This window comes from Cellvibrio mixtus subsp. mixtus J3-8 (genome assembly GCF_000766945.1).
Classification (GTDB): domain Bacteria; phylum Pseudomonadota; class Gammaproteobacteria; order Pseudomonadales; family Cellvibrionaceae; genus Cellvibrio; species Cellvibrio mixtus_A.
In genome coordinates this window covers 1-17,958 of the sequence record NZ_ALBT01000078.1, presented here as the reverse complement: position 1 = coordinate 17,958, position 17,958 = coordinate 1, and the positions used below count along the sequence as shown (strand labels likewise).

At 44.8% G+C, this 17,958-nt stretch carries 17 protein-coding genes and 1 pseudogene; 6 read left to right on the top strand and 12 right to left on the bottom strand.

Annotated elements, in window-relative coordinates:
• Positions 1–57 precede the first annotated feature (57 nt).
• The 7 genes from A596_RS03995 to A596_RS03960 all read right to left on the bottom strand — a co-directional run bounded on the left by A596_RS03995 (position 58) and on the right by A596_RS03960 (position 8,136).
• On the bottom strand, positions 58–2,025 hold the full coding sequence (locus A596_RS03995; protein ID WP_039912827.1) for a hypothetical protein: 1,968 nt from the start codon (positions 2,023–2,025) through the stop codon (positions 58–60).
• Positions 2,026–2,641: 616 nt separating this feature from the next.
• Entirely contained in the window at positions 2,642–3,706 is a 1,065-nt protein-coding gene (gene ada / locus A596_RS03985) for a bifunctional DNA-binding transcriptional regulator/O6-methylguanine-DNA methyltransferase Ada (protein WP_039912824.1), read from the bottom strand.
• 91 nt (positions 3,707–3,797) lie between these two features.
• Complete coding sequence (gene alkB, locus A596_RS03980) at positions 3,798–4,448, bottom strand: DNA oxidative demethylase AlkB (RefSeq protein ID WP_039912823.1); 651 nt, start codon at positions 4,446–4,448, stop codon at positions 3,798–3,800.
• A gap of 111 nt (positions 4,449–4,559) precedes the next feature.
• A complete protein-coding gene (locus A596_RS03975; protein WP_039912822.1) occupies positions 4,560–5,360 on the bottom strand; it encodes a sulfite exporter TauE/SafE family protein in 801 nt (266 codons plus the stop codon).
• A gap of 110 nt (positions 5,361–5,470) precedes the next feature.
• A complete protein-coding gene (locus tag A596_RS03970) occupies positions 5,471–5,962 on the bottom strand; it encodes a flavin reductase (RefSeq protein ID WP_039912821.1) in 492 nt (163 codons plus the stop codon).
• A 102-nt stretch (positions 5,963–6,064) separates the two neighbouring features.
• Positions 6,065–7,093 carry a methionine synthase gene (locus A596_RS03965; protein ID WP_039912820.1) on the bottom strand — a complete coding sequence of 343 codons (1,029 nt, stop codon included), beginning with the start codon at positions 7,091–7,093 and terminating at the stop codon, positions 6,065–6,067.
• A gap of 56 nt (positions 7,094–7,149) precedes the next feature.
• On the bottom strand, positions 7,150–8,136 hold the full coding sequence (locus tag A596_RS03960; protein ID WP_039912818.1) for a DUF1852 domain-containing protein: 987 nt from the start codon (positions 8,134–8,136) through the stop codon (positions 7,150–7,152).
• A 415-nt stretch (positions 8,137–8,551) separates the two neighbouring features.
• On the opposite strand from A596_RS03960, the gene A596_RS03955 reads away from it, so the two are divergent.
• On the top strand, positions 8,552–9,445 hold the full coding sequence (locus A596_RS03955) for a CHAD domain-containing protein (protein WP_039912817.1): 894 nt from the start codon (positions 8,552–8,554) through the stop codon (positions 9,443–9,445).
• Between the two features lie 64 nt (positions 9,446–9,509).
• Here A596_RS03955 and A596_RS03950 read toward each other — a convergent pair whose 3' ends face one another.
• The 5 genes from A596_RS03950 to A596_RS03930 form a co-directional block, all read right to left on the bottom strand.
• Positions 9,510–10,598 (bottom strand): EndoU domain-containing protein, encoded by a 1,089-nt coding sequence (locus tag A596_RS03950; RefSeq protein ID WP_052417212.1) that lies wholly within the window; start codon positions 10,596–10,598, stop codon positions 9,510–9,512.
• Positions 10,599–10,802: 204 nt separating this feature from the next.
• Positions 10,803–11,486 (bottom strand): hypothetical protein, encoded by a 684-nt coding sequence (locus A596_RS03945; RefSeq protein WP_039912816.1) that lies wholly within the window; start codon positions 11,484–11,486, stop codon positions 10,803–10,805.
• 164 nt (positions 11,487–11,650) lie between these two features.
• Positions 11,651–13,063 carry an alkaline phosphatase gene (locus tag A596_RS03940; protein WP_039912815.1) on the bottom strand — a complete coding sequence of 471 codons (1,413 nt, stop codon included), beginning with the start codon at positions 13,061–13,063 and terminating at the stop codon, positions 11,651–11,653.
• Between the two features lie 25 nt (positions 13,064–13,088).
• Positions 13,089–14,666, bottom strand: a complete 1,578-nt coding sequence (locus tag A596_RS03935; protein WP_200882860.1) for an alkaline phosphatase — start codon at positions 14,664–14,666, stop codon at positions 13,089–13,091.
• A 206-nt stretch (positions 14,667–14,872) separates the two neighbouring features.
• Positions 14,873–15,172 carry a hypothetical protein gene (locus tag A596_RS03930; protein ID WP_039912814.1) on the bottom strand — a complete coding sequence of 100 codons (300 nt, stop codon included), beginning with the start codon at positions 15,170–15,172 and terminating at the stop codon, positions 14,873–14,875.
• A gap of 499 nt (positions 15,173–15,671) precedes the next feature.
• Here A596_RS03930 and A596_RS23840 point away from each other — a divergent pair.
• The 5 genes and pseudogenes from A596_RS23840 to A596_RS03910 form a co-directional block, all read left to right on the top strand.
• Positions 15,672–15,911: pseudogene (locus A596_RS23840) on the top strand (hypothetical protein); the annotation flags it as partial.
• A gap of 82 nt (positions 15,912–15,993) precedes the next feature.
• On the top strand, positions 15,994–16,383 hold the full coding sequence (locus A596_RS03925) for a hypothetical protein (protein ID WP_039912813.1): 390 nt from the start codon (positions 15,994–15,996) through the stop codon (positions 16,381–16,383).
• Positions 16,384–16,524: 141 nt separating this feature from the next.
• Entirely contained in the window at positions 16,525–16,905 is a 381-nt protein-coding gene (locus A596_RS03920) for a hypothetical protein (protein ID WP_039912812.1), read from the top strand.
• Positions 16,906–17,035: 130 nt separating this feature from the next.
• Positions 17,036–17,482 carry a hypothetical protein gene (locus A596_RS03915; RefSeq protein ID WP_039912811.1) on the top strand — a complete coding sequence of 149 codons (447 nt, stop codon included), beginning with the start codon at positions 17,036–17,038 and terminating at the stop codon, positions 17,480–17,482.
• Between the two features lie 143 nt (positions 17,483–17,625).
• On the top strand, positions 17,626–17,949 hold the full coding sequence (locus A596_RS03910) for a hypothetical protein (protein WP_039912810.1): 324 nt from the start codon (positions 17,626–17,628) through the stop codon (positions 17,947–17,949).
• The last annotated feature ends 9 nt before the right edge of the window (positions 17,950–17,958 follow it).

Genomic DNA, 17,958 nt, shown 5'->3' with positions numbered 1-17,958 from the left:
GGTTTTTCCTGGTGTGACGATCGGGGGGGGGATATTTGGGCAAAATTGATGGGCAGTTTATGTTTGGGTGCCTAATTTTTTCATGTGTTCCAACAGTTGGGAGATGTCCTTGTCAATAACCTCGCTACTATGTGTTAACGCGTTAATGCGTTCTTCAAATTCAGTGATTGAATTGTCAAGGACTATGGCGCCTGGTCCTTGTAAATCAAGCAGATGGTAAGCGCGCCGCAATTCGCTGATGAAATGATTAAAGGTTTTTCGATTCTCTTCCAGTTGATAAGCGTATTGAATATCTAAATTGGAGAGCAGGTTTTTGGCTAAATCAACCCATTCATGGGTACCGCTATTGTTCATCCTGTTTATCTTTTCATATTCCAGTCGTTTGATGCTTTCTTCCGTTGCACTAATCAGATTGACCAGGCTCGTTTCCAAAATGGGATGACCGGCCGCCTGGGTAAGCAGTATTGCGCGCAATTTGGAATTTACAAAAAGTGTTCCCTCCTCCAGGTGCGTAATCGGATCCGTGTAATTCGAATCTTTAAGCAGTTTCTTAATTGATTCATTAAATTGGCTTACGGGTAAATACTCGGCTTTTCCCAGTAGGGATTTGATGCTAAAACCGACAGGAAGTTGAAAACTTTTGATAAATTGTATCAATTGTTTGGCAATATCTTCGATTGAATTGGACGTGATCAGCTCTATGATTACATAGTTAATTGCATGGAGTTGTTGGTAGTGTGCAACTGTTTTTTCGAGTTCTCGGGTTATCATGTTTATTTCATCGTTTACGTCTACAGAATCCCTTGTGACTTCTGGCTCGTTTTGTTCGGAGATTTTACCTTTTAATTGTTCGTAAAGGTTATCAACTTCGCTTTCAAGAATGTGTATGCATGCCTGGCCTTCTCTGACCAGGCGTTCCAGATTATGTATTTCTTCTCTTTTAATGTTAGCTTCAGTCTCTGAGGTTGAATCCAGCGAGGCTTTTAGCAGCTGAATTTCCCTTTCCAACTCGCTGATAATGAAATGTTGTTGTTTATTGTTTTTTCTTAATAGTTGTATTTCATTAATGATATTTTGTTGATCATTGGCTCTAGGGTTGGCTGTGTTGTTGGATGTGTTTTCAGTATTGTTATCATATTGTTTTAATGCGTAATTAATAACGTGTGATTGCGCCTCTTTTAGTTCTTTTTTTAAGTTATTAATATATTGATCTGATTTCATCAGTTCAATTTCCAGGATGTTTAATTGACCCTCCAGTTTTTTTCTTGCCGTGGGGGTAAATTGTGAGGGGTATCCTTTCAACTCTTGCAATAAATCAAACATTTTTTTATTTCGATTTTCGGCGCTGTCTGCCAATTGATTAATTGACTGTGTATCCCACAATGGGGCAACGGCTTCTTGCTGATCTGAATCCGGGCTGGTATGTAATTTTTTTACGGACGCTAACATACTCTGCAAGCTATTGATCATTCGCTGGCTTTCCAGCTGGTATTGCTCCAATTCTGCCTGATATTTTTTAAGGCGGGATATTTCGTCTTGTAGCGACTTCACATCAGTATCGTCATGTTCCTGTTGGGAAGTGTTTTTATGCTTAATCAATTCTGCTAATCGTTTTTCAAAGGTACCCCAGGCAGCATGAGTAATTCCCATTTCCTCATATACTTCTTTCTCGGCAGCCAAATAGATGCTTCGCAAAGCCGCAATTTTTCCACTGTATGGATAGTCCGGATTGATATGCGGGATCTCTGACGCTGTGAATTTTTTATAACGTAGCAGCGAGTCATTCAAAGCGTGTTCGAAATACTCTTTAATAACATCCTTATTTTCTGGAGTGGATTCATGGCTATAAAAAGAGGTGCCATCGCTTTGTTGGAGCGCAGATTTCATTTCATTGAATTTGGCCAATAGTTTCTGGATTTGCTTGCGTTGTTTTATGATTTTGTGGATGGTGAAAAATAACAGTAACAGGAGTGCAAAAATGGCTTCTCCCGGAATTAATACTGATAGGCGAGTGTAGATATCCATAGTTTTGTGAAATTAAGAGTCAGGAATACATAAATCCTAGCATCAGGCCGGGTTTCCTCCAGTAAAGCAAAAGAGCGATGAGTTGTACCCGGAGATGAGTTGTACCCGGAATAGGGGATTGGATAAGCATGTATTGTTTCCAGCAGTCGCTCATCTGGAGGGTTGGTGTAATATCGTGAAATTTGGAAGATTGCTGTCGTGTAACTATGCTTCAAGGTATCTATCCAAGCTTCGGGATATCTATCCACACTTCAGGATACTTAGCCCGGGCTTCAAGGTATTTATCCCACCAGCAAACTAAAGGAGCCGAACGTGTCGGTGTTAGTGAATCAGGAAGCTACGCTTTTGCTTTCTTTGACTGCATTTATTTTTATATGGGCAGTCCTGGCGATATCGTACCTCAAGTTGGTAAAGCAATCTTTTGAACAAGAGCAGCAGTTACGGCTCGACCGCGCACATGTGGTCCACGCTGATCGTTCTCGTAAACTGGATTTACATCACAATAAATAATGGATTGGCTGCTACTGGAAACAGCCACTACGCCTTTATGGACTTTTGGGTTGTGGCTCATCTCCAGATGACCAATCGTGGTGTTGGATGGAGCCAACCTTTCCGGTCACACATTGGTTTCGCGGCGCAGCAGTTCCCGTTTGCGCTCCACTCCCCAGCGATAGCCGGAAATATCACCATCGCGACGCACAACACGATGACAGGGAATGGCCACGGCAAGGCGATTTGCCGCACAGGCTTGCGCTACAGCGCGCACTGCTTTGGGTGAACCGACGCGGTTGGCGATGTCCGAGTAACTCGCGGTTGTGCCCGGCGGGATCTCGCGTAATGCTTGCCAGACACGTTCCTGAAAGGCGGTGCCCTGTACATCCAGTGGCAAGTGAAACCCGATAGCAGGGACTTCGATAAATCCTACGACCTGGGCGATCAGTTGTTCGAACTCATTGTCGCAGCCGATGATTTCAGCCTTGGGAAACTGGTCTTGCAGGTCGCGCACCAGCAAATCCGGATCATCGCCCAACAAAATGGCGCAGATACCTCGCTGGCTTTGAGCGACCAGAATAGCGCCGAGTGAGCATTGCCCCACGGCAAAACGGATGACTGCACCGTTGCCACCCGCCCGGTAATCACGGGCGCGCATCCCTAGTAAATTATCGGCGGTTTCATAAAACCGGCTGTTGGAATTGAAGCCTGCACCATAAATGGCATCGGTAATAGAGACACTTGAGCTACTTAACTCCTCACGTAATTTGCGAGCACGATAAGCTGAGCTGTAAGCCTTGGGGGTCAGGCCGGTTTCGGCCTTAAACAAACGATGGAAGTGGAAGGAGCTTATACCTACCTCAGCTGCCAGGTCATCCAGCGAGGGTGGTATTTCGGAAGCTTCGATCAGCCGGCAAGCGCGTGCCACTAGCGTGGCGCGCTCGGTAGCTGCATTACTTTGGTTTCCACGCGTACGCCGGCTGCTGCGATAGCCCGCGGCTTCGGCGGCGTTGGCGGTATCAAAAAATTCTACGTTCTCGCGTTTGGGTCGCCGGGCTGGCGAACTCGGCTGGCAATACACACCGGTGGTGCGCACAGCATAGACAAAATGGCCATCAGCAGCGGCATCTCGCGCTTGAACGGCAGTCCAGCGATCCTCTTCGGTTTGGTAGGTAATGGTCGTAGTCATGGCAAGAATCCGTCAACATCAATCTCATCATCAACAATATGCAAGGTTTCAATCGCAAGCACTCCGATTCTTGCGGTTGAATTCAGGGAATTCATCCCGCTTTTCGAAAAGTAAAATTGATGCGTTGGCTACCGAGCAGCGAATGGGGATTATCTTTGAGTGGCATTACGCCATGGTAGCGCAGGCGATCAACACCGCCCCATACCATCACGTCTCCATGGTTCAATTGCACTTTGACCGTTGGATCGTTACGTTCATGGCCGCCAAACATAAAGGTTGCGGTCATGCCTAACGAAACTGACACTATAGGTTCGTCGTAATCCCGTTCGTTCTTATCCTGGTGTAGCGAAAGTCGTGCGCCGGGGGCGTAGCGATTAACCAGGCAGGCATCGGGTTGGAAGTTATCGAATCCGGCTGCTGTTGCAGCCGCGTTTGCCAGTTGGGCAAATACTTTCGGCATGGAAGGCCAGGGTTTGCCAGTATCGGGGTCAATCGAGGTATAACGGTAACCACGCCGATCTGTTGTCCAACCCAGCGCACCGCAGTTAGTTAAAGCTACTGACATGGTAAAACCACCAGGCGTCACCATCTGCCGGAATGGTGATATGGCAGTGATCACTTGAATGCAGGGGATCAGTTCACGAACATAGGGCACTGCGAACCCTCGCAGCACCATTGTCGCCGGCCCCAGGCGCTGACATGAATTTTGTTCGATGGCTTCAAATAGTTCGAGCGATTGCATGCTTATCTCATGTCATGAACGATGATACCCAGGATGTAGCGCTAACTCTTCGAGAAGTATTGGTAGATTCCAGGCGTGCAAGGTAATTTTTAATGTGAGGCGTACCCTGGCTCAGCGTAATCCCTTAACAAGGAAAAAACATCCTACGGCAAATAACAATACGGCAAAACATTTTTTAAGCATTGCCGGGGATAATGCGTGTGCTGTTCTAGCACCTGACTTTGCGGTAAAAAAACTCATTATGCTAATCCCTAAGAACGCATAAATATGCACAAAGCCAACACTATTGGGAATACTGACTTGCTCCTTCATACCAAAAACGATAAATCCAATCGCACCCGCCGTCGCTATAGGTAAACCACAGGCGGCTGATGTTCCAACGGCTCTTTGCATTACTACCCCGTAATGATTCAGGTAAGGCACAGTTAGGCTTCCGCCTCCAATCCCGAATATCGCAGAGGCAATTCCTATTCCTGTGCCTGCACAAAATTGCTTAAAAGCTGTCGGTAAAACGGCATGCTGATCTACTACCTGTCTGGTGCCCATCATCATCCTATACGCAACCCAGATTACAAAAATTCCGATGATCAGTTGCAAATTTGTACCAGAAAGCAATCCTGCAATGCCTGCGCCCAAAAAAGATCCTATCACCAGTCCCGGTGTCAGGTTTCTGAATACGGGCCACATAACCGCACCATTTTTATGGTGTGCAATTGATGAACTAAAAGAAGTCACAATGATTGTTGCTAACGACGTTCCCAGAGCCATATGCATGATAACTTCAGGCTCATAACCCATTTGCGTAAAGACCACAAACAACAGGGGGACTATAATCAAGCCACCACCAATACCAAAAATCCCTGCCGTAAATCCCGCTAATGCACCTATTGCTAAAAAAATTATTAATTCCACGACATGCTTACTTGATGGTTTGAGGTTAAATAAAAAGGTTGATGTTAACTAAAAGTTTGATGCTAATTAAATATCGGTTTAAGCACCTTTTACTTTAATCAAAAGGCGTTTTAAACAGCAGCCGCTTGCCCTACGTGATGATAAGCGCGATTAAAATAAACCAAACTGTGATCCTGCCGGTTTTGTTGAATCGCTATTACCCGGCAAATGAAAATATCATGTGTGCCGACCGCCTGGATTTGCTCAATTTGGCAATCAAAACTCGCTAAAGAATCTGCTAAAACGGGTGCACCGGTTTTTAATGTTGTCCAAACACCATGTTTAAACCGCTCTGTTGAATTCATTTTGGATGAAAATACATTTGAAATGAGCTGATGATGCGCACTTAATACATTTACGGCCAAAATTTTATGTTCCACAAAATAGGAATGCAGGTAAGATCCTTTATTCATACAGACTAATAATGTCGCAGGGTTATCGGTGACACTGCAGACAGCCGATGCTGTGAATCCGTAACGACCAGATGCCCCTATTGTGGTAACAACGTTAACTGCACTTGTTAATAAAGACATCGCATTTCTAAAGTCTGTTGCTTCAATCATCACCTTGCTCCTGTGTTGAACCCTGCGTTTCACTATGGCGGTGAACACTGGCGAGAGCTATTTAAAAAACGTTCTTTAAATAGCGCTCTTAAATAGTGTTACTTAAATAGATAACTCTTTGCGGATGATTTCCGCTCCGGCGCTCAACGCATTTAACTTGCCCCTTGCTACTTGACGGGATAAAGGTGCCATACCGCAGTTAGTGCAAGGGCAGAGTTTGTCGGCATCAACAAACTTAAGTGCTTTTCGCAGGGTATTGGCAACTTCCTCCGCTGTTTCAATGGTGTTGGTTGCAACATCAATAGCCCCCACCATGACTTTTTTACCGCGAACGAGCTCAAGTAACTCCATGGGGACACGAGAGTTGTGGCATTCCAGTGAGATCATATCGATATTGGATTTTTGCAGCTTGGGAAAAATCTCTTCGTATTGCCGCCATTCCGCCCCCAAGGTTTTTTTCCACTCTGTATTAGCCTTGATACCGTAGCCGTAGCAAATATGCACAGCAGTTTCACATTTCAGTCCTTCGATTGCCCTTTCTAAAGTAGCAATTCCCCAATCATTTACCTCATCAAAAAATACATTAAATGCAGGCTCATCAAATTGAATAATATCAACACCGGCGGCCTCCAATTCTTTGGCTTCCTGATTGAGGATTTTGGCAAATTCCCATGCCAGTTTTTCACGGCTTTTATAATGCGCATCATAAAGTGTATCGATCATAGTCATGGGGCCGGGCAGGGCCCATTTTATGGGTTGATTGGTTTGCTGGCGCAAAAACCTGGCATCTTCAACAAAAACCGGCTTTTGGCGAGAAACAGCCCCTACCACTGTCGGTACACTTGCATCATAGCGATCGCGAATTCTAACTGTCTCGCGTTTTGCAAAATCAACGCCGTCGAGATGTTCAATAAACGTGGTGACAAAGTGTTGGCGTGATTGCTCGCCATCACCAACAATATCGATACCTGCTTGTTGCTGCTCTTGCAATGACAAACGCAAGGCATCTTGCTTGCCATCAACTAATTCCTGATCTTGCAATTTCCAGGGGGACCAAAGTGTCTCTGGTTGTGCAAGCCAGGAAGGTTTAGGCAAACTGCCTGCTGTTGAGGTAGGTAATAATTTTTTCATAATAAATAATCGTGGCTAAATAAATGGTCTTATATAAATACTCTTATATAAGCAGGTTAATTAAGGGCGTAATTAGCAGACCATCGCTCCAGCGTAGCCTGGTATGGTTTGATGAAATTTTCCTCGGCAAATTTTCCCTGCTCAATCGCCAGGCGATTGCGCTCTTCCCGATCATAAACAATTCGCGTTAGTGAATAATCTTGATGCTTTAAATTGGGTTGATAGTATGTTCCTGCTGCAGAATTCGCATTATAAATTTCAGGGCGGTAAATCTTTTGAAAGGTTTCCATCGTGCTGATGGTACTGATAAGTTCAAGGTTCGTATAATCACTCAGCAAATCGCCAAAAAAATAAAAAGCCAAGGGTGCAACGCTATTTGGCGGCATAAAATAGCGAACCTGCAAGCCCATTTTTTTGAAATATTGCTCAGTCAACGACGATTCATTAGGCTGGTACTCAATACCCAATACGGGATGCCGGTTTTTAGTCTGCTGATAGATTTTATTATCCGAAACGCTCAAGCATATAACGGGTGGTTTAATAAAATTCTGTTGGTAAACATTGGAATTTACAAAACTCTTAAAAAGCTTTCCGTGTAAATCGCCATAATTATCCGGAATGCTAAATTTGGATTGATTCTTATTATGTTCCAGTAATAGCACGCTGAAATCATAGTCGCGCACATAAGATGAGAAATTATTCCCCACGATGCCGTCAATGCGTTTGTTGGTGCTGTGATCAATAATATTGGTTTTCAATATTTCAATCATTGGAAAGGCTTCGCCATTACCTTCAACATCAAGATCCATCTCAACCGAAATGATTTCGAGTTCGACAGAATAACGATCACCCTTGGGGTTATCCCAAGACGCCAGGGCATTGAAACGATTGTCAATCATCGTTAACGCATTGCGCAAATTCTCCTGGCGATTCGCTCCCCTCGCCAAATTAGCAAAATTGGTAGTGGTGCGGGTATTGTGTGAGGGACGATAATTTTCATCGAAACGAATGCTTTTGATGGTAAATGCAAAATCTTTATTCATGGTGATCTTGAAACCTGATGGTTGAAAGCCTGAATGTATGTTGTGCTCTTAAATAGGAGATCCGGTTTTCTGCGCTTATTTCCCCAGGCAGTTCACAGTGCCTGTTGATGTATGCCTGTGGCCCTATAGCCTATTAAGAGCCAACCGGAATGTTGTCCATAATTAAGGGCATGGTGCGTTTTATACCCGAATAGTTACATGAATAAAAATGACTTTATTTCACAAAACCATGAATTTAATTCATGGTTTTGTGTGGTGCGGTTTATACCGATCAAACTACAGGAGTGATTCCGGGGATGGTGTGGTTAAAAAATGGGTATTACGAACGGTCTGTTGGCGGTTACGGTGAACCTGGCATTTGCAGCGGAATAGTTATTGCCAGGGTATCAACTATAGAAATATTGAGGTTCACCCTATGAATGCAGATATGCCTGCGGAAGACGCGGTCCGAATAATGGCCCTGGAAATACTTAATATTGTTGAATCATATGTTGACGGTACGGTAAACGATCTGGATGCAGAATTTTTACATCAATACAGGGTAAATTTCAGAAAGTTGAGATCGTTAATCAGTTTGTTGAAAACTACATTACCGGAGAAAACAATGGCTTTATTAAAGGCCAGGTTTTCGCTGGTTTTTCGGAGAACAAATGTGTTGCGTAATCTCGATGTTTTTTTATTGGAAGAAGAACGGTATCGTGAAATGCTGCCGGAGGGTTTTAAGGATGGTTTGTCCGAGCTCTATACTTTGATAAGAAAACAAAGAAAGGAAGAACAGCGAAAGGTTGCGCGTTATTTTTCATCCAGGAGCTATGCCCTTGATATCGCGGCTTGTTCCAAAAAATTATCTGCTCCTCCTGTTTATGAAACCCGTTCGGCAGCCAAACCAATTTTAAAGGTTGTCAAAAAATTGTTGCTCAATCGGTATCAAAAAATCCTAAAGATTAGCGCAGGGATTAATGCGGGTTCAGCAGATTCGGATATTCATGGGTTGCGTATTGAGTTTAAAAAGTTTCGTTATTTGATTGACCTGTTTTCCGGGTTTTTCCCGAAAAAACGTTTGTCAGGTTTAATGGAAAACGTTAAAAAAATACAAACAGTGTTGGGCGACTTTAATGATTATTCAACACAAATAATGCTTTTGAAAGAATATGTTGATGATAGCCGGCTGGAGATGTCGAAATCATTATGTGGGTTAATTGCAGTGTTGCACCAAAAGCAAACGAAGGAGAAGAAAAAGGTTGGGGCAGCTCTGGAGCGTTTCTTTACAAAGAAGATGTCCGGAGAAATTGATTTTATATTTGGCTAACGTGTAAAAGCGTCTTTGGATGGTTTACTCCTCGTTGGGGTGGCATTAACGGCTCTGTATGCTTTTATTGGTTTAACGAAATTGCCTTTTTACATGGCTGATTTTTGTCTGGTGTCGCATCGGGATAATAGGTTCTTATACCATTATTGCGACGCACAAAAACCATATCGTACATAGCATCACCGTCATTCAATCTCAGGATGCAATGCTCGCTTTTGTTGCTGTTTGTGTGGTTTTCAGAAAACGCTTTTGTGGCGCTCAGCAGGATATCGCTTGCATTAAGTGTGAGGCCATATCCCTTTATTGAGTGCCTGATTGTTTCATTATTGCCTAACTTCATTTCTACGCCCATTGAATAAATGGTGCCTTCGATAACTTCATTGCTACCAAAATTATTCATTCTGCATATTTCACCGGTGCCCTCCAGTTGCTGATAGCGCCCGTAAAAATGCAGGCCCCCAATGCTGCGACCATTTTTTTCACCGCAAAAAATATGATCAAAAGCATGCAGGGAGTACCAGGCGCTAGCCAGGTCATTGAGATAAGTGTTTATATCGGTATGTTTTTTCTTTTCCTGGAAAACCTTCCCGGCGGTAAAATCAAAAATATTTTTCAACACTGCCGGGTTGGCGTTCATAAGTGATTTAAAGCCCTCTGCCGTCGTTACCTTGCCGGGGGCACCGCAGAAATTTAAGACATCTTTGTCAAACTTGTTAAGTGGTGGTGCCGGTGGGGTAATATCTTTAAACCCCTGGCTTGTTTTTACCGGATTAATTTCATTGTCAAAAAATTTTAAACATGCGGTGCTGCTTTTATTTCCTGCCGGGTTCTTGCTTCTGGTTTGAGCAGGATGTTTAAAGTCAGGTTTATTATTTATGTAGGAGCCGCACTCCAGTTTTACCCATTTCTTTCTACCTTCAATTTCAATGTAGGAATGGGTTGCGCCTGTGGCTTTATTTTCACCAAATGAAATATATGTGTTCCCGATTTGTAGTGTGACCGGGTTGTTTTCTTTTTTTATGGAGTCGTAGGCATTGCAAGATTTGTTTATTTTGAACTCCAGGGGCGCTGTAAATAGTGCTTGTGCATGAATTGCTACTGATACCATCAAGATCAATAGTGCAACGACAATTCTTAGCCAGTAAGTGCCCATGTTTCGTTTTCCGCGCCTTAATTTTTTGAAGGTTTATGATGCATGAAAAATTCCCCTGAAACCACTGCAAATCCTGATTTACAGGTTGGTTAATAAAGCAACCAGCCCATGTTGGGCGATTGTCTAATAACGCACGTTAAAGGCAAAATAAAAAAGCCGCTGCAATTTTATTTTGCAACGGCTTTTTTCTGATACTTGCGTGAATTAATCCAGCAGATCGGAATAGTCGCGTGAAAGGTAATTGCCAAGCTGGGTCCATGGCAGTGTTTTAGGTGCGGTTATTTCGCTTGCTCTGATAGTGCGGCCGGATAAACCTTGTGAGTCTTTGGCAGTAATGGATTGAGCGTATTGTCCTTCAGGGTTCCACACTAACGTTATCTGTTGTGTGCCGCGTTGGATTTCGTACGTTTCCAATCCATTTTCACTGATTTTTGTCGGCTTGAGTTTTTGTAAGGTTTCCGGATCGGCCAGGCTCCAGCTTTCTACCCAGTGCCCATCAAACCCTACATTGCTGTAATAAGCTTCTGCTATTTCGATCATGCGTTGTTCGTGGCGATCGATCAGTTTTACATCCAGTTTTCCTTGCGGATCGCGCACAATCCATAGCGGAGCACCAGTAACATCGGCATGTTTATGGCCAAGTCCACCGTGATGGTGATCGTCGTGTGAATGTTGGGCGGCTTCGGGAATTTCGCGTTCGATCCAAAGTGAATCGGGTTTGCGGTAGAGCAATTCGGAATAGGACATTTCCTGGCGTATCCCATCTTTGCCCAGTTTCCATTGGTGATAGTCCACGCGTAATGCATCGGCGGGGGCAGCCTGGACCTGGTGGGTAATCACGAACAAAGGCAGCAACAAAACCAGTAAACCAAAACCTGTTTTTTTCATCTTTTGAAACTCGTGTTGAAGCAATAAAAACTAAATCCCTCCCTGTCCCCTTTTTAAGCGGGGCGTGTAGCCAGGGAGGAGCTTTTTTCTCAGCACCAAAGAGAAGACCTCTCTTTGGTGCTGAGTGGTTTCCCGCATTTTGAAAAAGGGCTGGAAGAGCGAAATTACAAACCCATTGCTTGCTTGATCAAACCATGTATGTCGGTGTTGTTAAGGGTGCCTTTGAAGCGCTGGCTACCAGCACCACCGGCGGTCAGGCGGACATCGCCACCGCCGTGGGTTTCTGAACCGGCGCTGCCCAGTTTCACACCCACTTCCTGAAGGTAATCGTCAGCCAGTACGTCGGCTTCAAGGAGTTCCGCGCGAGTCGCTTCACGTGGGCCACCACCGTTGCCGAATACCAGCGTAGTGAACGGCTTGCCTTGTTTATCTTTGGTGGGATTACCGCTGACGTAGTCGCGCATCAGGCCAAGGATCGGGTTGCCAATTTTGGAGTAACCGTTAAAAGCCATTACGTGGTCGTGGTCGGCGGTCACGATGATCAGGGTATTGCTCAGGTCAACTGATTCAACAGCGGCTTTAATGGCGGCATCAAACGCAAGTGTATCTTCCAGCGCGCGCTTGGCATTGGTGCCGTGCAGTGCGTGATCGATACGGCCACCTTCCACCATCAGGAAATAACCTTTCTGGTTGCGCGACAGAACCTGGATGGCTGCCTTGGTCATATCAGCCAGGCTTGGTTCATTGATGCTGCTTTTCACGCGATCCAGATCGTAGTTGAGGTCGCTGGCATTAAAGAGGCCGAGTAACTTATTGGTGTTCGCCAGGTTAACCGCGCTTAACTCGGTGCCAGTGCTGACATAGGTGTAACCGGCAGTTTTCATTTCTTCAACCAGGTTACGGCTGTCAGTGCGACGGCCGCCGCTAACCGTGGTTGGTAAAAAGTGACGACGGCCACCGCCGAGTACAACGTCCATACCATCGGTGCCCAGCTTCGTGTTGTAACCTGCGCCGTTCGGGACCATTTGTGCAGCGATGGTATTTTCGGCATTGCGATTACAAATGTGAGCGTAGGTAGTAGCGGGAGTGGCGTGAGTGATACGAGTGGTACTCACGATACCGGTGCCATAGCTTTTCGCCTTCAGGGTTTCCAGCAAGGTTTCTACCGCCTGGCCATTGCCAGTAGCAGGGCAAGTGCTGTCGCCATTGACTTGATAGGCATTGCCTGACGCATCGTTCGGATTGGTATCCGGCGTCATGGAAATCACTTCGTTCTTGGATTTCGAACCGGTGATATAGCTCGCCATACCCGGGGCGCTGTCGGTAGTTTGCGCATCTTCGGAATAGGTTTTGATGCGCGCGGCGTAACCCAGTTTTTCCATTGCCAGCTTATGGGTTTCAGGGACTGCCAACCCGGCTTTTTCGCCCGCGTAAATACGCGCAGCAGTTTGTGTTACCGGGCCCATACCATCGCCCAGGAAGAAAATAATATTTTTAGCTTCGGCAGCGGCAACAGTGTTAATAGTCATTGCGGCAGCACAACTTAAAATGGCGCCACTTAAAAAAGATCGTTTCATAGCATTCTCCTATTTAAGGTGCGGGTTATTCCAGGTTGATGGCTTTTTTGATCAGACCGAAAACTTCGACGTTGTCGATCACACCGTGAAAATTTTCTGCGCCCAATCCTTTTGCACCCAGGAATACATCGCCACCGCCGTGGGTTTCACTGTCCAACTGGATAACCGCTTCTTGCAGATAGTCTTTGCCGCTGGTGGTTGTTTCATCCAGCGCGATGCGGGTAGCAGGACGATTAGGGCCGTTACCGAAGGCGAGGATGGTGTAAGGGTTGCCGTTTACGTCGGTGGTTGGCTGGCCTTTGCCGGGGCCATTGGCATAGCTTTTTACCAGGCCCAATACTCCGGCATGGTTATCCGTGGTTTTGCCAGTGCGCTCGGCGTAACCGTTAATCACCAGGGTGTGGTCATGGTCAGCGGTGACGACTACCAGCGTGTTTTTCAAACCTGGATCTACGGCTTCCATTTTTTGCAGCGCAAGCTTGATGGCATTATCAAACGCGATGCCGTCAACCAACGCACGCTTGGCATTACTGGCGTGGAGTGCGTGGTCAATACGGCCACCTTCTACCATCAGGAAAAAGCCTTTATCGCGTTGGCTCAGGATGTCGATCGCTTTACCGGTCATTTCCGACAGGCTTGGTTCTGCTATTGGATTGCGATCCAGCTCGTAGCTCATGTCGCTGCTATGGAACAGGCCGAGCAACTTGTTAGTGGCATTTGATGCGGCTAACAGTTCACCTGTATTGGTTGCGTAGGTGTAACCAGCGGCCTTCATTTCTTCAACCAGATTCCGGCTGTCGGTGCGACGGCCACCGCTTACAGTGCTCGGTAAGAAGTGACGCAAACCACCGCCTAATACGACATCGATACCATTGCCGAGAGCCGCGTTAAAGCCTGCGCCGTTAGGAACCATTTGCGCAGCAATAGTGTTTTCACCGTTGCGATTACAGACGTGGGAATAGGTAGTTGCCGGTGTTGCGTGAGTGATACGCGTGGTGCTTACTACGCCAGTGGCATAACCTTTTGCCTTCATCAATTCGAGCAGGGTTGGAACGGCCTTGCCATTACCGGCTTCGCAGGTGCTGTTGCCGCTGGCATCAACAAATTGTGAGCCGTCCGGGCGATAGGCGTTAGTGCCAGCCGACATGGAAATGACTTCGTTTTTCATTTTGACGCCGGTCATATAAGCCGCCATAGAGGGCGCACTATCAGTCACCTGGCCATCTTCAGAATAGGTACGCACAAATGCGGATTCAGGCAAGGTATCGATAGTAATGCTGCCTGCTTCGCCCACTTCGTAAATACGCATCGCGGTCAAGGTGGTGATACCCATGCCGTCGCCGAGGAAAAACAACACGTTCTTTTTTGCTACCGGCGCGGCGCTACTGCTACTGGAACTTGGGGCACTGCTAGAGCTTTTAATGCTACTGGACGCAGCGCTGCTGGATGTAGCCGGTGTGCTACTGGAAGCGAGAGCGCTACTGGCAACGCTAACGCTGCTGCTGGATTTGCTCGAATTATTTTTTTTGTCGTTGTCACTACCGCAGCCAGCCAATGCCATGGCCAGCGTCAGTCCCGTCACCGTCACTGTTAATCGTTTCATGGGGGAATCCTGTTTCTAGGTTTACTGCTCCCGGCTTCAAGGGGAAACCGAACACGGCGCCTAGTATCAGAATCGATTGTTACGATTAGATTAATTTGAGCGACAACTTACCTGAATTGATTAACAGCAGAAAATATCGGAAAAATGTATGTAAGTTAAAATATGGGCGATATTTAATCGCCCATCTGTTTTCATTCGCTTGCAATTTACATCGACAACTGATTTTTAATATGTACATCAAGTCTGTCGACAATCCTCACAATGCTGTTGATTGTTTTCGGTGGTAATTTTATTTGGATCTGATCGAACAACACTTCCAGCAGGGTTGCCTGGCACCACAACTGAAAAATTGCATCATCGTCATTCGTAATTTTTATACTCGGAGAAATTCTGGTAAGAAATTGACCTCGCGATGTATGAATTTCCAGGCGCGATTGTCGGTAAGCAGCGTATTGAAATTTATCGAGCTTGATTACACAGGTGGAGGGAGAGGTTACATTATCCATAATAAAATCTCGTTGAATTGGGTTTTTAACCAACCCCATAAGGTGAGATTTATGGGGGCGGACTGAGCAGGGGTCTCACCACCGGTCCCAATTCAACACCGGCCCGCCCGAAGGCGGCCCCGCCCAGCCGCCATATCAACAGGCATAACTGTGCGAGGACACAAAACACCGCGACGTGCCTTGTGCCGAATTGGGAATAAATCGGGGGTGAGAGTCCCGGCCACGGGATTTACCGCAGCGCGGGCAGGTTAGGGGATGGGGTAAGGCTTGTCAATGTAGGCAAAAAATGAAATATGGCGTTATTTTAATCTCCTGAAATATGGCCTATGCTTTTAAACCATTAATCCCAACTCAATATTCGTTTTTATAATGCGGATTAATCTTTCCGCAAATAAAACAATCCCCTGCCATGAAGTTAGTTGGTTGATATCCTGGAATGTTATTGCGCATATTAAGCGCTATACGTTTATGATCTTATTACTTCCGAAGGTCAAAGGGGTATGGGGCAAGGCTAATAAAAAACATCATTGCTCATGCAAATAAAGAAAATTGCAAATGTGTACACCTTGACTCAAATGTAGTGCGCCATAAGGCACATAAATTTTATCTTGAAATGGCTTTGACATTGTTGCGTATCACTTTTTGTTTAAATTGGTATAAAGCTTCATTAAACACATATGACAAACGGTTGCAACACCGCTCCAACGATTCGCGCTTACACTCGACAGTTTGTAAGTAACGCATTTAGGGAATTGCTGCGCAAAGTTTATCGTAATGCGCTGCTTACAAGCTGCGGCTGAACATAACGTTAGTTTATATCTATGGATGAAGTATTGAGTTTTATTGAAAGTATTACGGAAGCAGAGCTTAATTATATAGCTGCCGCTGATTATGGCAGGGATACTGATCAACATAAAAATGCTCTCAATGACCTAATTTTTTTACAAAACGGAATTGTGCAAAAGGGGCAGTATTGGTATCCGTATGAGGTTGTAGAGCTGAATCGCTGGTCATGCAAAGAAGGGCATGAAAGGGAGTTTGCAATTTGTCATCTCATCATTGCTTTATCTATTATGGCGGGAACTGACATATCAAATTCTGCGGCACACATGCTTGAAACGCTTCAAAATGAATATCACAAACTTCCAAAACAACTTTATAAATTGGTAGTTAATACTATGTCTAAGGCATCGCACATGGAACACCAATAAACTAACAAGGCGTAGTAACACGCGCACTACGTGCGCAGGATAGTTTGTAAGTCGCAGTTTTGTGGTTTTGCTGCGCAAAAGTAATCCACAAAACCATGACTTACAAACTGTAGTTGAGCACGGGGTTATGCATCGTTAATTATGAAATTAATTACTAGTGAATATATACAGGGCAATATCGCTGATTCTGTTGCACTTTTAAGAAGTAAAGGCATATTAGTTAGCAGTACTAATGACTATGCAAATATTCCACGCTATGGTCATGCGGCAAGAGCAATCAAACAAGGAATCTGGGTTCATTTGAGTAATCAGTATTCTGATGCAATGCTATTGCTTAAAAATCCAAACGCGGTAATACAAAGCGGTTTATCTGACGAGCAAATGGAGGCAATTGAGTCAGAAGCAAAGGCTGCTTTTTATAATAGCTCAAGCGTATTTTTTAGCAGGGTTGCTACTGTAATTTTATGCATGGGGCTTATTGTCTTGCTATCTTACGTTGCGTTAAGTGTTTATAAAGCATAACAAAGTGTAGCAACGCACGCATTGTATGTGCTGGATAGTTTGAAAGTCGCAGTGTTGTGGTTTTGCTGCGCAAAGTAATCCACAAAACCACGACTTACAAACTGCCGTTGAGCACGGTGTTAGAGAAATCATGAAAAAATACATCTTTCTATTTTGTTTTCTATTCACAGGTTGTGTTGGTTACAACTGGGACGGTGCTTTCCCAGAAACCAAAATTACATACGTATTCGTGGACGGTGGTGGAAAACCAATACAAGGCGTCGTGCTAAAGGTGTTAGATAGTGAGGGTAAAGAATCTTTTAACTATCCAATAAATCAATTTAGTGCCGGATCTAGCATCATTAGCAACACTCAAGGCATTATGACGTTCGCACATATCAGCAAGCGGGCTCTTGAGTTCGGTGGCAGCTGCACAAATTTATATATTAAAAAGGTCGGAGTTTGTTCTGCGCCGGTGTACACGTTGAAGTTTATATGGAATAAAAAAGAAGTTTATTCTATACCCTATAATGACTTAGCTTACTTGGGTGAAGAAATCACAATAAAACAAACTATATATACATCTCAGCATCTCTAACAAAGTGCTGCAACACGCTCACTTTGTGAGCTGGACAGTTTGTAAGTCGCGGCCTTGTGGTTTTGCTGCGCAAAAATAACCCATAAAGCCACGATTTACAAACTGCCGTTGTGCGCGGCGTTAAGTATTCTCAGAAAAAACATATGAATATATATGAATTCGAAAAAGTAAAATTGGATGATTTTCCAGGAAAACTGGAATTCATGTGTTATCTCGAAGATGAAACTTTGATCTATCAATCCAAAGAAGAACGGCAAACCCAAGGCTGTATTGAAATCTGTATGAGAGTATTAGAGTTAACAAAAAAATCTGACTATTCACGGTATCAGGTTCATGCATTCAGCTTATTATTAGAAGAGCTTGAAAAAGAGCCCGCGTCATTATGTCTAATTACCACTTTTACCAAGGCGCCATTCTATCAATATCTGGACTTCCCAGACTTTACTAGACACCCGAAAGCCTCATAATCTAACTTC

Excerpts from the sequence above, each read along its gene's own strand:
- A596_RS03955 (WP_039912817.1), top strand. The coding sequence starts at position 8,552 with ATGAATGCAGATATGCCTGCGGAAGACGCGGTCCGAATAATGGCCCTG.
- A596_RS03995 (WP_039912827.1), bottom strand. The coding sequence starts at position 2,025 with ATGGATATCTACACTCGCCTATCAGTATTAATTCCGGGAGAAGCCATT.
- A596_RS03930 (WP_039912814.1), bottom strand. The coding sequence starts at position 15,172 with ATGGATAATGTAACCTCTCCCTCCACCTGTGTAATCAAGCTCGATAAA.
- A596_RS03920 (WP_039912812.1), top strand. The coding sequence starts at position 16,525 with ATGAAATTAATTACTAGTGAATATATACAGGGCAATATCGCTGATTCT.
- A596_RS03965 (WP_039912820.1), bottom strand. The coding sequence starts at position 7,093 with ATGAAAAAATTATTACCTACCTCAACAGCAGGCAGTTTGCCTAAACCT.
- A596_RS03915 (WP_039912811.1), top strand. The coding sequence starts at position 17,036 with ATGAAAAAATACATCTTTCTATTTTGTTTTCTATTCACAGGTTGTGTT.
- A596_RS03970 (WP_039912821.1), bottom strand. The coding sequence starts at position 5,962 with ATGATTGAAGCAACAGACTTTAGAAATGCGATGTCTTTATTAACAAGT.
- A596_RS03935 (WP_200882860.1), bottom strand. The coding sequence starts at position 14,666 with ATGAAACGATTAACAGTGACGGTGACGGGACTGACGCTGGCCATGGCA.
- A596_RS03940 (WP_039912815.1), bottom strand. The coding sequence starts at position 13,063 with ATGAAACGATCTTTTTTAAGTGGCGCCATTTTAAGTTGTGCTGCCGCA.
- A596_RS03950 (WP_052417212.1), bottom strand. The coding sequence starts at position 10,598 with ATGGGCACTTACTGGCTAAGAATTGTCGTTGCACTATTGATCTTGATG.
- A596_RS03945 (WP_039912816.1), bottom strand. The coding sequence starts at position 11,486 with ATGAAAAAAACAGGTTTTGGTTTACTGGTTTTGTTGCTGCCTTTGTTC.
- A596_RS03925 (WP_039912813.1), top strand. The coding sequence starts at position 15,994 with ATGGATGAAGTATTGAGTTTTATTGAAAGTATTACGGAAGCAGAGCTT.
- A596_RS03910 (WP_039912810.1), top strand. The coding sequence starts at position 17,626 with ATGAATATATATGAATTCGAAAAAGTAAAATTGGATGATTTTCCAGGA.
- alkB (WP_039912823.1), bottom strand. The coding sequence starts at position 4,448 with ATGCAATCGCTCGAACTATTTGAAGCCATCGAACAAAATTCATGTCAG.
- ada (WP_039912824.1), bottom strand. The coding sequence starts at position 3,706 with ATGACTACGACCATTACCTACCAAACCGAAGAGGATCGCTGGACTGCC.
- A596_RS03960 (WP_039912818.1), bottom strand. The coding sequence starts at position 8,136 with ATGAATAAAGATTTTGCATTTACCATCAAAAGCATTCGTTTCGATGAA.